13 protein-coding genes are annotated in these 12,752 nt (G+C 70.0%); 5 read left to right on the plus strand and 8 right to left on the minus strand.

All coding sequences use genetic code 11. The annotated features are described in order from the left end of the window. From D7W81_RS33740 to D7W81_RS33755, 4 genes are all read left to right on the plus strand, one after another. Positions 1-563 (plus strand): alpha/beta fold hydrolase (locus D7W81_RS33740; protein ID WP_147445714.1); only part of this gene is annotated, 563 nt, incomplete at its 5' end. Between the two features lie 49 nt (positions 564-612). Further along, entirely contained in the window at positions 613-1,623 is a 1,011-nt protein-coding gene (locus D7W81_RS33745; protein ID WP_120559514.1) for a DUF2157 domain-containing protein, read from the plus strand. 2 nt (positions 1,624-1,625) lie between these two features. Further along, the gene (locus D7W81_RS33750; protein WP_120559515.1) at positions 1,626-2,735 is read left to right on the plus strand and encodes a DUF4401 domain-containing protein; all 1,110 of its coding nucleotides are present in this window, start codon (positions 1,626-1,628) and stop codon (positions 2,733-2,735) included. Next, positions 2,732-3,229 carry a GDYXXLXY domain-containing protein gene (locus D7W81_RS33755; RefSeq protein ID WP_120559516.1) on the plus strand — a complete coding sequence of 166 codons (498 nt, stop codon included), beginning with the start codon at positions 2,732-2,734 and terminating at the stop codon, positions 3,227-3,229. Before D7W81_RS33750 ends, D7W81_RS33755 begins: the two co-directional genes overlap by 4 nt. A 36-nt stretch (positions 3,230-3,265) precedes the next feature. Here D7W81_RS33755 and D7W81_RS33760 read toward each other — a convergent pair whose 3' ends face one another. From D7W81_RS33760 to D7W81_RS33800, 8 genes are all read right to left on the minus strand, one after another. Next, positions 3,266-4,987: a sigma-54-dependent transcriptional regulator gene (locus D7W81_RS33760; protein ID WP_120559517.1), complete on the minus strand. Its 1,722-nt coding sequence runs from the start codon at positions 4,985-4,987 to the stop codon at positions 3,266-3,268. Positions 4,988-5,380: 393 nt separating this feature from the next. Continuing rightward, on the minus strand, positions 5,381-6,178 hold the full coding sequence (locus tag D7W81_RS33770; RefSeq protein ID WP_120559519.1) for a class I SAM-dependent methyltransferase: 798 nt from the start codon (positions 6,176-6,178) through the stop codon (positions 5,381-5,383). A 7-nt stretch (positions 6,179-6,185) separates the two neighbouring features. After that, the gene (locus tag D7W81_RS33775) at positions 6,186-6,944 is read right to left on the minus strand and encodes a ZIP family metal transporter (protein ID WP_120559520.1); all 759 of its coding nucleotides are present in this window, start codon (positions 6,942-6,944) and stop codon (positions 6,186-6,188) included. 33 nt (positions 6,945-6,977) lie between these two features. After that, complete coding sequence (locus tag D7W81_RS33780) at positions 6,978-8,267, minus strand: COG3014 family protein (protein WP_438503390.1); 1,290 nt, start codon at positions 8,265-8,267, stop codon at positions 6,978-6,980. Between the two features lie 9 nt (positions 8,268-8,276). Next, positions 8,277-8,888: a penicillin-binding protein activator LpoB gene (lpoB, locus tag D7W81_RS33785; RefSeq protein ID WP_120559521.1), complete on the minus strand. Its 612-nt coding sequence runs from the start codon at positions 8,886-8,888 to the stop codon at positions 8,277-8,279. Positions 8,889-8,902: 14 nt separating this feature from the next. Further along, entirely contained in the window at positions 8,903-9,718 is an 816-nt protein-coding gene (locus D7W81_RS33790) for a hypothetical protein (protein WP_120559522.1), read from the minus strand. 9 nt (positions 9,719-9,727) lie between these two features. After that, positions 9,728-10,291 carry a hypothetical protein gene (locus D7W81_RS33795; RefSeq protein ID WP_120559523.1) on the minus strand — a complete coding sequence of 188 codons (564 nt, stop codon included), beginning with the start codon at positions 10,289-10,291 and terminating at the stop codon, positions 9,728-9,730. Between the two features lie 121 nt (positions 10,292-10,412). Continuing rightward, on the minus strand, positions 10,413-12,050 hold the full coding sequence (locus tag D7W81_RS33800; protein WP_120559524.1) for a mechanosensitive ion channel family protein: 1,638 nt from the start codon (positions 12,048-12,050) through the stop codon (positions 10,413-10,415). 182 nt (positions 12,051-12,232) lie between these two features. Between D7W81_RS33800 and D7W81_RS33805 the strand changes: the two genes are divergently transcribed. After that, positions 12,233-12,619 carry a response regulator gene (locus tag D7W81_RS33805; protein WP_014398957.1) on the plus strand — a complete coding sequence of 129 codons (387 nt, stop codon included), beginning with the start codon at positions 12,233-12,235 and terminating at the stop codon, positions 12,617-12,619. Positions 12,620-12,752 lie beyond the last annotated feature (133 nt).

The following is a 12,752-nucleotide window of genomic DNA, read 5'->3' on the forward strand; positions in this document are numbered from 1 at the left end:
CGCCGGGGCCGGTGTCGGTGGTCGGCCACTCGCTGGGCGGGCTGGTGGCGCTGGAGCTGGCGCTGCGCGGCACGGTGCCGGTGGAGCGGCTGGTGCTGGTGGACGCGATGGGGCTGGGGCCCCAGATGCCCCGGCCCTCGCGCCTCTTCTTCCGCGCGGGGCCGGAGCGGCTGGCGCGCAACCTGGGCCCCTGGGCGATGGCGCGGATGCTGCCGCCCCCGCCGACGCCGCTGGGAGAGAAGCTGGGCGCGCTGGGTTACGAGCTGTTGAGCGTGCCCGGAGGAAGGCCCGAAGCCGCGCAGGCCTTCAACGCGCTGGTGCCGCTGACGGGGCCGGTGTTCCACCGCCGTGAGCGGCTGGGTGAGGTGAAGGTCCCCGTGCTGCTCATCTGGGGCGAGCATGACGAGACGCTGCCCGTCGCCCTGGCGGACGAGGCCGCGCGGGGACTTGCCCAGGCCCGCGTGCTGCGCGTGGCGTGCGGACACAGTCCGCAGTTGGAGCATCCCGAGCGCGTGCTTCCCGAGCTGAAGGCCTTCCTGGACGCGGAGCGCTCCGGTCCGTGAGCGGGCGCGGCACACCCGGCGTCACCTGAACCGGGTACAGTCCTCCGCCGTGCCGAAAGACTTCCTCGACTTGGAGGCGACGCCCGAGCGGTTGCACGCGCTGGCGGACGCCGGAATCCTGAGCCCGGACGCGTACGGGCGAGCGCTGCACCTGGCGGTCGCCACGCCGTCGCGGCCCGCGTGGCGCGCGTTCCTGTCCACGACGTTGATGGCCCTGGGCTCGCTGCTGGTGCTGGCGGGCGTGGTGTACTTCTTCGCCTTCAACTGGGCGGAGCTGGGGCGCTTCTCGAAGCTGGGCCTCATCAGCCTGGGCATCGCCGGGGCGGCGGTGGGCGCGTGGCGGCTGGGCGAGCGGCCCGCGGGGCAGTTCGCGCTGCTCGCGGCCGCGGTGCTGGTGGGGCCGCTGCTCGCCGTGTACGGGCAGGCGTACCAGACGGGCGCGGATCCGTATGAGCTGTTCATCGGCTGGGGCGTGCTCATCCTGCCGTGGGTGGCGCTGGCGCGCTTCACGCCGCTGTGGATGCTCCAGCTCGTGCTCGTCAACACGGGCGTCATCCTCTTCTGGGGCCAGCGCATGAACCGCGGCTCCTGGCGCGAGGAGCTGCTGGCGTTGGTGCTGGGGCTGCTCAACGGGTTCGCCTGGGCCACGTACGAGCACTTCGCCAACCAGAAGGTGTCCTGGCTCCAGGGACGGTGGATGCCTCGAGTGCTGTCCCTCATGTCGCTGACGCCGCTGGTGGGCCTGGGCATCCTGTTCATCGTCAGCAGTCATGACCGCTCGCTGGTGTCGGGCCTGTCCCTGTTGCTGGTGCTCGGGGGGCTGGTCGCCATCTACGCCCTGCACCGGCACCTGCACGGCGAGCTGTTCCTGCTCACCGTGGGGGCGCTGTGCGTCATCACGCTCGTCACCACGGCGGTGGGCTACTTCTTCATCGAGGTGACGCACGCCGAGGAGCTGACCCTCTTCATCCTGCCCCTGGTGCTCATTGGAGAGGTGGGCCTGGCGGTGTACTGGCTGCGCCACGAGTCGCAGGCCACGGGCGTTTCGGAGGAGACCTGATCATGGCCCTGCGACCTACGATTCAAGACGTGCTGGCGGGGCTGAAGGCCGAGGGCCACGTGGACGCGGAGGTGGACGCGCGCGCCCGCACCACCCTGGAGGTTCGCCACAAGACCCTGGGGGCTTCACCCTGGTTCGTGAAGGCGCTGGCCGGCGGTGGCGCGTGGATGTCCGCCGCCTTCCTGCTCAGCTTCTTCGCCTGCGTGGGCCTGTGGAATGAAGAGGTGGCGCTCGTCGGCCTGGGGTTCATGCTGCTGGTGGCCTCGGTGTTCCTGCGCCGCACTACCCAGGGGCCCTTCATGGAGCAGCTCGCCCTGGCCCTCTGCCTCGCCGGCGTGGGCACGCTCCTGGTGGGAATGGCGGGCCTGGAGGTGCGGACGCTCGGCCTTGCCACCACCGGGGTGGTGATCTGCATCGCGCTGCTCGCCACGTTCCCGGACGTCATCCTCTACTTCCTGGCGACCGTGGGCCTCTGCGTGTCCGTGGGTGTGCTGGAGGTCGAGGCGGTCGGTGGCGCGGGCGTGGACGCGTGGATGCTCTTCTGCGCGGCGGCGCTCGCGGGCACCCTGCTCTTCGAGCCCCGGCTGCGGCGCGGGCCACTGGGAGCCCGAGTGGGCCCCATCGCCTTCGCGCTCGCGTGCGCGGTGCCAGGGTGGCTGCTGTTCCGCAGCTACGAGAGCTCCCTGCAGGGCTTCCGCTATGTCTTCCGCTTCGACAGCGAGTTCGTGCCGAGCGCGTACCTCTCCATCGCGCTGGCGCTCCTGGCGCTGGGGACGGGGTGGCGGGTGCTGCGCGAGCTGGGGCTGGAGCACGACAAGCGCGTGACGATTCCGGCGGCCTGCGCACTGGTGCTGCTCACGGTGATGACGCTGAACACGCCCGGCGTGATTGTGGCGGCGCTGATGCTGACGCTCGGCTTCCACCGCCGCAGCCGCGTGATGCTGGGGCTGGCGGTGGCGTTCCTGCTGACGTTCGGCGCGTACTACTACTACGACCTCCACATCACGCTGCTGGCCAAGGCGCTCGCGCTCACGGGCAGTGGACTGGTGCTGCTGGGCGTGCGGCAGTTCTTCCTGCGGCGGGAATCCGCCGTGCTCTCGGAGGCCCGATGAAACGCGGCGCCGTCATCTTCGGAGGGCTGGGGCTGGTGTTCGTCGCGCTCGCCTTCCTCGTCGTGCAGAAGGAGACCGTGCTGGCCCGGGGGCAGCCGGTGCTGCTGCGGCTGGCCCCGGTGGATCCGCGCTCGCTCATCCAGGGCGACTACATGGTGCTCGACTACGCCATCAACCAGGGCTGGCGCGAGGGCCGCGAGCAGCCCCAGGACGACGGCAACGTGGTCTTGCGCCTGGACGAGCACAACGTCGGGGAGTTCGTGCGCTACGAGACGCCGGGCACCGCGCTCGCGCCCGGTGAGGTGCGCCTGCGCTTCCGCATCCGCAACTCGCAGATGCGCCTGGGCGCGGAGGCCTTCTTCTTCCAGGAGGGCCACGCGGAGCGCTACGCGAACGCGCGCTTCGGCGAGCTGCGCGTGACGGACAACGGCACCAGCGTGCTCGTGGGCCTGCGCGACGAGCAGTATCAGCCGCTGGGCAGCGCCATCCGCTGAGAAGCCCGCGCCCCGGTCCTCCGGGGCGCGCGTGCCTCAGTCCGCGTCCTCGTTCTCCAGCAGGTCGGAGAAGGGCGAGCCCTCCTCGCCGAGCGCCTTGTAGAGCGCGTCCACCTTCTCCAGCTCCCGCTTGAGCGCCTTGTGGTGGTTGCGGTTCTTCACCAGGCTTTCGCGGCCCAGCATGCGGAAGGCATCGTCGCGGCCCATCTGACGGATGGCCGTGCCCAGCACCAGCCCGCGGAAGCCGTCCGCGTAGTCCAGGTCCAGCGGCGTGCTCCGCCTGCGCGCCTCACCGACGAAGGCCTGCGCGGCGGCGCGCAGCGCCTCCGGCAGCGGACGGCCACCGGAGGACTGTTCCAGGTCCAGCGCCCGGGCCACGTGCTTCTCCTGGAGCACCAGGTCGCCCGTGCCGCCCACGGGCTCCACCATCGCGAACGTGTACGCACGCCGCACGATGTTGTCGAGCTGCCGCAAGTTGCCCGGCCACGAGCTGGTGGTCAGCAGCAGCTCCGCCTCCGGCGCCAGCCGCGCGGAGCCCTCCGCGGGCCGCTCGCGATGGCGGCGGTTCACCATGTACCGCGCCCAGAGGGAGATCTCGTCCTGCCGGTCCTTCAGCGGCGGCATGCGCACCGGCAGCACGTTCACGCGGTAGTACAGGTCCTCGCGGAAGCGCCCGGCGCGCACCTGCGCGTGCAGGTCCGCGTTGGTGCCGATGATGAAGCGCACGTCCGCGAGCTTCTCGCCGGTGCCCTCGCCCAGCGGCCGGTAGCTGCGCGACTCCAAGAGGTGCAGCAGCCCCGCCTGCGCCTTCAGCGACAGCTTGTCGATTTCGTCGATGAACAGCGTGCCGCCATCCGAGCGGGCCACCACGCCCGGCGCGTCGCGCACCGCGCCGGTGAAGGCGCCCTTCTTCCAGCCGAAGAGCTCCGCCATCTGGAGGTCCTCCGGCACCGTCACCAGGTCCAGCGTCTCGAAGGGCTTGCCCCGGCGGTTGGAGCGCTCATGGCACCAGCGCGCCAGGCGCGACTTGCCCGCGCCCGTGGCCCCGCTCACGAGGATGGTCTCGTCCTGGAGCGCGAAGGTCCGCAGGATGGGCAGGAGCTCCGCCATGGAGCGGCCCACCACGGGGAGGAACTCGTCCACCTCCGGCGTGGCCACGGGCCGCTGCGGCAGCGCGGTGAGGTACGGCGCGGCGATGTCCGTGATGAGCTGGAGCGAATCGCCGGCGTCGCGCCAGACGAACTCCTGCCCCATGGCGGCCAGGCAGTCCGCCTCCAGCGAGATCATGCCCTCCATGCCCGTGGGCGTGCGCAAGGGCAGCACGCACACGTGCGTCGCGTGACGGCCCAGGAAGCGCTGCTTGCTCTCGTTGCTGTGGAAGCCCGCGAGGCCGGGGTCGCCCGTCACCGGCGCGTCCGGCGCGTGTGGCTGCACCGTGCCGATGTTCACGTCGATGGACACCGCGCACCGGTGCTCCACCACCGCGCGCCACGCCGTGGCGGAGGTGAAGAAGGGCGTCCCGACGCCCGCGTCCGTCACCTCGCGCGCACCCACGTCCAGCGCCGCCAGCCGACGGTACGCCTCTCCGGGACGCAGGTGGACGATGCCGCGCAGGACCCGGGCCCGGCCCGCATAGCGGCTGGACGCCACCGCGGCGTCCGCCACGGCCAGCATCCGGCGCAACGTCGCCGCCGCCGCGGTTTCGAAGTCCCTGGAATCCCTGAGCGCAGCCATGAGCTGCGCCAACTCGTCTTGCATCCCGACGCCTCCCATGCGGAAGCCGCGCCACCGCCGACCGGCGAAGCCGTCCAGAAATCAGACGCGGACTCTATCGGAGATGGCGGGGAGGTGCGGATTCAGATGGAGAGCGCGGAAGGAGCGGCCCCTCCTTCCGCGCTCCGGATGCATCTGGATGCGGTACACGCCGTTGCCGGCGTATGGCCAGACGCTAATGCGGATGTCGTGCCAGGGGCGGAGCCCAGTGATTTCGCGGGGTCCCGTGCATCCCTCGGTCGCGGCTGCGTCCAACTGGAACGCAGACGCGTCCAGACAGGACGCAGAACCCCAGAACATTTGGGTCCCAATGCCTGACGGACCCGCCTCCTGAACGGGCAGGCGGCCGGGTCATTCCACACCAGTCAGGGATGCGCGTCAGGCCTTGGACGCCGCGTCCGGCTTCAGCACGAAGACGCGGTCCAGGCGCGGGCTGCCGCGACCGACGGGCGAGTCCAGGTCGTAGTCGAAGTCGAACGTGGCCGCGACGCGCAGGCCGGACTTGCGGAACAGCCGCTTCACCTGGGCCTCATCGTACGTGCGGAAGTACCACGTCGTCTCGATGAGCCAGTCCTTGCCGGGGCCGGTGACGCGCAGCCGGTTGCGCATGGGCGAGCGGCGCAGGCCCAGTTCCGGCAGGCCCTCGTGCGTGTTGCACACGACCTTGTCCGCGCCCACCTGCCCCACCCAGCGCTCATGCTCCGGGCCGGAGCGCGCGTAGTCGGTGAGGTGGAAGCCCAGCACGTAGATGCCGTCCGGCTTGAGCAGGCGCCGGGTGCCGGTGAGGTGCTCCACCGCGGCCTTCTCGCTGTCCAGGTAGCGGAAGGTGGAGACCAGCGTGTGCGCCAGGTCCACGCGGCCTTCCAGCGCCGGGTCGAAGAAGTCCTCCATGCGCGCCTGGGACAGCTTCACGCGGCGGCGCTCCGCGGGCGTCAGGCGCTTGCGCGCGTGCGCGAGCATGGCCTCCGACAAGTCATAGCCCGCGACCTTCAGGCCCCGGCTCGCGGCCTCCGCCACCAGCCGCCCCGCGCCGCACGCGGGCTCCAGCCACTGCTTGCCGCCGGTGCCGAAGCGCCGGCTCAGCGCCTGGAGGAAGTCCGCCTCGCGCACGGTGTCCGTGCCGAAGATGGCCTCGTAGTACTCCGGGTGCTCGTACCAGTCCTTGCGTCGTTCCATGGTGCCTTCAGTGGTCCGTGTGCCCCAGGAGCCGCGCGAGCACGAACATCACCAGCAACCCGGCTGCCAATGCCACCAGGTTGCGTCCGGGCTTGTCCCGTCCGTGCTTGTTCACGTGCGGCAGCAGGTCCGACACGGCGATGTAGAGGAAGGTGCCGGCGGAGAAGGCCAGGGCCTTGGGCGCCAGGGACTGGAAGTTCAGCACCGCGTCGAAGCCGAAGTAGAGCACCGCGCCCACGGGCACCATCAGGCCGTACAGCGCGGTGTACGCCAGGATGGTGCCGCGCTTCTTGCCCTCCGCCTGGAGGATGGACGCGAGCGACAGCGACGAGGGCACCTTGTGCGCGGTGATGGCCAGGAGCGCCATGGCGCCCACGCCCTCCTTCACCGAGGAGCCCAGCGCGATGCCGTCGAAGAGCGTGTGCGTGGACAGCCCCAGGAACGCGCTGAAGCCCAGCGCGTGGCCGTGCACGTGCTCCGCGCAGTCCGGCGGCTCCTCACAGGCGTGGGCGACGAGGTAGCGCTCCAGCACCAGCACGAAGAGGAACCCCATGGGCACCAGCGCGAAGGCCCACCAGCCGCCGCCCTCGTACGCCTCCGGGAGCATGTGGAAGAAGGCCGCGCCGAACATCACGCCCGCCGCGAAGGCGAGGAACGTCACGAGCCGCGTGGAGCGGTCATTGAGGATGACCACCCCCGCGCCGGCCAGCGCGCTCGCCACGACGATGAAGGAGTACAGGAGGACTTCGGCTACGACCGGCGACATGGGGCGCGCACCCTACTCCCAAAACGTCCCCTGTCAGTAGCTTCGCACCACCAGCACCTCCACCCGCCCCGGCCTCACCTCCACCAGGTGCGTGGTGGGCCGGCCCGGTGCATCCACCTGGACGGTGTGTTTTCCCGGAGGAAGCCGGAAGCGCGCCACCTGGAACTCCGCCGGCAGTGAAAGCCAGGAGCGCAGGTCGGGCTGGTTGCCCGCGTTGAGCACCAGGAAGGCGAGTACGCCCAACTCCTTGCTCTTCGTCAGCGCGCCCACGCCCGCGGCCACGCCCGCCTTCGCCACCGCGCCCGCGAGCTGCTTCGCCAGCATGCGGCCGATGCGGTCGTTCAGGTGCACCTGGGCCACGCGCGACAGCGACGTCACCGTCACCGCCCGCTCCGCCTTCCCCTCCACCGACACGCGCACCGGCGGTGTGCCGCCGCGGTCCCGGTACACGGGCACTTCAATCAGGTCCCCGGAGTCGCCGTAGTCGCGCGACGCGCGCTGCTTCTCCGGCGACAGGCCCGCCTCCACCACCACGACGAGCTGCCCGTCGCCGGGGGCCAGCGCGTCATGCGCCACGTCCGGGAACTTCTGGGAGAGGGTTGCGTAGGCGTCGTCGCGGCCCGTCTTCTTCGCCAGACGCAAGAGCGGCTCCACCAGCCCGCCCAGCCGGGGCTCCAGCTCGTACGCCTTCATGTAGTCGATGAAGGCCGAGTCCCACTCCTTCTGGTCCTCGTACAGCACGCCGCCCAGGTAGCGCGCGATGGCGAGCTGTTCGTACGGCTTCTTCTCCTCCGTGATCATCTTCTCGATGCGCTCGTTGACGCGGCGGACCTCCACGAGTGCGTCCTCGTCGCGGCCCAGCTCCGCGTAGTTGAGCGCCTGGAGGACGGAGATCATCAGCTTCTCGAAGTCCTCTCCCCGGTAGGCGCGGCGCCGCTCGTTGCTGAGCAGCACCCCGGCCTCTTCGCTCACGGAGGTGATGTCCAGCTGCGAGCTGAGGTCGTCCGCCTGGGCCAGCACCTGGGTGCTCTCCTCCCACTGCCCGGCCGCGTGCAGCACCATGCCCTTGTCCAACAGCAACAGGAGCTGGTCGCGTTCGGGGGCTTCCTTCTGCTCGCCGTCCAGCTCACGCAGGGCGCGCGGATAGTCGGAGGACTGGTACGCGGAGCGTGCGGAGGCGGTGCGCGCCACGTAGTCGCTGGCGCAGCCCGTGCCGAGCCCCAAGGCGCTCAGGGCCACGATGAACAGCAGGCCCCAACGCGCCGCCGCCGGAGAGGCGGAGACACGCGGGGCCTGGCTTGCGATGTCAGGGAGGTTGGACACGGCGGACGGCTACCAGCTCACGCCCTGCTTCTCGAACTTCTTGCGGATCTGCTTCTCGTCCGTCCACGCGATCGTGCCGGTGCGCACGTCGTTCAGCTTCGCCGTCATCTTGTAATAGACGAGCTTGTCGCGGCCGACCTCCTGGATGATGGACGCGAGGTCGCCCGTCATCAGGAAGTCCACCGACGCCTGCTGGCCCGGGGCCTTGGCGGCGTTCGGGTTCACGTAGCCGGACTGCTGGTACTCGTACTCCTCCGCGATGTCCTGGCGCGCGGCCTGGTCCACCAGGGCGAAGCGGCCCGTCTGCGCGAGCGCCGTTTGAATCTTGTCCGCCAGCGAGCGCATGTCGATGTGCTCACTGGTGCTGTTGCGCAGCTTGCCCACGAGGACGATGGGCAGGGGCTGGCCCTGCGGCGCGGCCTGCACGAAGCGCGGGGAGCTGGCGAGCGACTCGGCCATCTTCTTCGCGATGAGCTGCAGGTCGTTCTCGTTGAAGCGATCCCCCAGCATCTCGATGGTGTTGGGGTCCTCGTAGGTACCGCGCGTGAAGGCGCGAGGGCCTCCGCAGCCGGCGAGCGACACGGCGACGAGGGCGGAGAGAAGCAGGCGGCGGGTGTTCATGGTCGGGTCGACTCCTAGTTCCATTCGCATTCGAAGCGGCTGCCTTCGAAGTTCCACTTGTAGGCAAGCACCGCGTCGCGGCGGTAGCCGGCCGTCAGCCGGCAGAGGCTCTGCAGCGAGGCGCGCGGATAGTCGAAGGTGTACGTCTGCGCCTTCGCGCGCTCCTGCGGGGTGAGCTGCGAGGGGTGCGTGAGCGTGGGGCTGGCGCTGGCGGCCACCATCACGCGGTGCGCGCCGTACGTCTTGAGCGGCACGTGGCCCGCGAGCTGGATGCGGCGCACCGTGCGCGCCACCATGATGTCGCTGCGGTCCACCATGGTCTCGTGGGTGTTGCGGCGCTGCAGCAGCTCCGGGAGGTTCGCGGAGAACACGCGGGTGATGTCCCCGTCGTCCACGAAGAAGTAGAGGAACGCCTCGCGCGCGGTGCGGCTCTCGCCGGTGAAGTCCAGCGTCACCAGGATGTCCAGCTGCCGGTTGGGCGCCAGACCGTGCCGCGACACCGCCGCCAGCACCGTCTTGTCCACGCCCGCCTTCTTCAGGCGGATGAGGCCGTCCGCGCTCGCGTCGCAGGCGCAGCGGCGCTCTTCAATCATCTTCACCAGCTGTGCGGGCTCGAAGCCGGCCTGGGACAGCTTGGTCAGCTCCTCGTCGGTGAGTGGCAGCTGGTCCGAGCGCTCATAGATGCGCGGCAGCTGGTTCGGGTCCCACTGGATGATGTTGTAGGTCTGCACGTCCCCGGACGGGAACGGCAGCGACACGGACGGCGCGGCGGCGCGGGGCGCCTGGGCCGTGGTCAACGCGACAGCGGCTGCGAGCAATTGAGCGATCATGGCGTGCGGTCAGAACCGGTATCCGATGTTCATGAACAACCGGTTCGTCACTCCTCCTCCCCCGATGGGAATGTCCGGCGAGTAGTGCAGGCCCATGAGCACGCGGTCGCGGCGGTCCAGGAAGATCTCCGCGCCCACCTGCGGCGACAGGGCGAAGCGAAGGCCCTCGCCCTCCGGGATGACGATGGCGCCCGCCTTGAGGCCCAGGGTGAAGGACAGCGGCCAGCCCCAGGTGCGGAAGGTGGGGCCCACGTTGCCGATGAAGCGGCCACCGTCGAAGACGTACGCGGCGCTGGCGTCCAGGCGGTACCAGTCATCCCCCCAGAGGGACACGGTGGCGCCCACGAACAGCGGCGGGCCTTCCGGCGCGCCCGCGGGGTTCTCCCGCGAGTTGATGGCCGCGCCCCAGTCGAACTGGAGCGACACGCCCCGGCGGTTGTCGCCGTAGCCGCCCTTGCCGTACTCCGACTCCTCGGGCCCGTCGGTGCGGCCCCGCTCCTGGGCGCTCGCGGTGAGCGGCGCGGCGACGGCCAGGAGCGCCAGGGCTCCGCACAAGGTGACAGGACGCTTCATCTGATTGAACTCCCCAGCGTGGGTGCGACTGCTCTTACGCGCGTCATACGCAGCGACGGACGCCATATTCATCGCGCCGCGAGCGTCCGTGCAAGCGCCTGTTTTCCCAGGCGCCCTTCGTTCAGGCCCGGGGCTCCGGGGCGCCCTGGGCGGCTTCCTCGGTGTCCTTGGTGACGGGGGACACGGCGGGACGGGACTCGCTGCGCACCGTGGGCAGCCACTGGGGCCGGGCGCGGATGAAGAGCACCAGCCGCTCGCGCACGAGGAAGCGCAGGTCTCCCAGCTTTCCGGAGTCCGCCGCGCTCACCAGCGCCCGCAGGGTCAGCGTCTTGTCCATCACGTCGAAGACGACCAGCGTCTTCACGCGGCCATCCCACAGCGCCTTGCCCTCGTTGTTGAGGATGCGGTCCAGCTCCGCGCGCAAGGCGTCGATGTCCGCCATGTAGTCCACCTGGAGGATGACCGTGCCCATCATCTCCGGGGAGCCCTTGCTCCAGTTCTGGAACGGCTTGTCCAGGAACTGCTGGATGGGGATGACCATCCGGCGCTGGTCCCAGATGCGCAGCACCACGTACGTGAGAGTGATCTCCTCCACCGTGCCGAACTCGCCCTCCACCAGCACGTTGTCGCCAATGCTGACGGGCTGGGTGATGGACAGCTGGATGCCGGCGAGCAGCGTGGACAGCGACTTCTGCGCGGCGAGACCGATGGCGAGGCCCGCGATACCGGCGGAGGCGAGCAGCGACACGCCCACGTTGCGGACCACCTCGAACTGCATGAGCAGCAGCGCGGCGGCGATGACGTAGGTGGCGACCTCGAACACCGCGCGCAGCACGGCCAGCTGCGTGCGCAGCGAGCGGGCGCGGGGGTGGCCGCCAGTTTCCGAGGTGACGCGGCTCTGGACGTAGGCCTCCGACACCCGGAGGAAGCGCAGGATGAACCACGCCACCGCGACGATGATGAGTGAGTAGCTCACCCGGTCGCTCAGGAGCTTCAGCTTGGGCGGCAGGAGCAGGAACGAGGTGCCCAGCGCCAGCAGGATGGCGAAGAAGGGCAGCCGCAGGGGGCCCCGGCCCGCGTTGACCAGCTGGTCGTCCCAGGAGATGCGCGTCCAGCGTGCCACCCGCAGCGCGGTGGCCAGCAGGAGCTTCTCCAGGAGGTAAGAGAGGATCCACGCGCCCAGCAATGTCACCGCGAGTCCCAGCCACTGCCACGGCTCCAGCCCCAGCACCGTGCGGTCGAAGAAGATGGCCGGCAGCGTCTCCGTCAAGAGCGGGCCGTACTCCTCGAAGAGCGGATCCACCATCTTCACGGTGGGCTCCGACAGCACCCAGATGTACGTCCCCTCCACGGAGAGGCGCTGCAACCGGATGGGCACGCTGTCGCCCTTGAGCGGGATGGCCCCCAGGGAGACGAAGCGCGAGCTGGCGGACTCGCCCTCCGGCGTCTTCGGCAGGACGGAGGTGTCCACGGACAGCTCGCGGTCCAGGACGAACTTCAGCTTCCTCGCCAGCTGGGGGCCCTTCGTGGGCTGCTCGGCGGCCGGCAGGTGGTCCAGGTAGAGGTAGTGGGCGGCGCGGGTGTAGTTCCCGCGATGCACCGCGTCCAGGAAGCCCTGCGCCGTGGCGCGCGGCGACGTCCGGTCGAGGTCCTGGGGGACCTGCCCCAGGCCCCCATTGAGAGCGGAGGCGGGGAGGCCACCGAGGACGCACCCCAGGAGAAGGAGGGCCACCAGGACCCGGGAGGCATGGTGCTTCATGCGCGCCTCCTTACTCCGTGTCCCGGTTGGTTGTCCGGGAAAGACGGTGGGTGATTCCGAGCCCGCCCGGCCGCTGGGACGCCCGGGGTTGAAAACAGAAAACCCGTGCCGGAGCGCGACACGGGAAAGCATTGGTGCGCCGCTGGGTGGTGGGCTAGAACCGACCCCCAAGGAAGGTCGCCGTGTCCGAAGAGAAGCGAAGAATCCTCCTCATTGACGACAGCGAGATCACCCTCGCCATGGAGAAGGCTGTCCTGGAGGCGCGGGGCTATGAGGTCGTGGCCACCTCCACGCTCATGGAGTTTGAGAAAACGCTTCAGAGCTGGCGGCCGGACCTCATCCTCACGGACATCCACATGCCCGAGGCCAAGGGCACGGACATCTGCCGCACGCTGAAGAACGAGTACAACACGCAGGACATCCCCATCGTGTTGTTCTCCAGCCTGCCGGACGACGAGCTGTCGAAGCTGGCCGAGCAGGTGGGCGCGGACGGCTCGCTCTCCAAGGTGAACGGCCTGGAGGCGATGGGCGAGAAGATCGACGAACTGGTGCAGAGCATCCTCTGGTGATGGCCATGCGCGCGGCCGTCCTCGCGGTGCTCGTGAGCGCGCTTCTTACCGGTTGCAGACGCCAGGAGGCGCGCCCGCCCGAGGGCAGCGCCGCCGGTGCTCCCGGTCAGCAGCAGGCCGCCTCCCCCACCCC

It is taken from the genome of Corallococcus aberystwythensis (genome assembly GCF_003612165.1).
In the GTDB taxonomy this organism is placed as follows: Bacteria; Myxococcota; Myxococcia; order Myxococcales; family Myxococcaceae; genus Corallococcus; species Corallococcus aberystwythensis.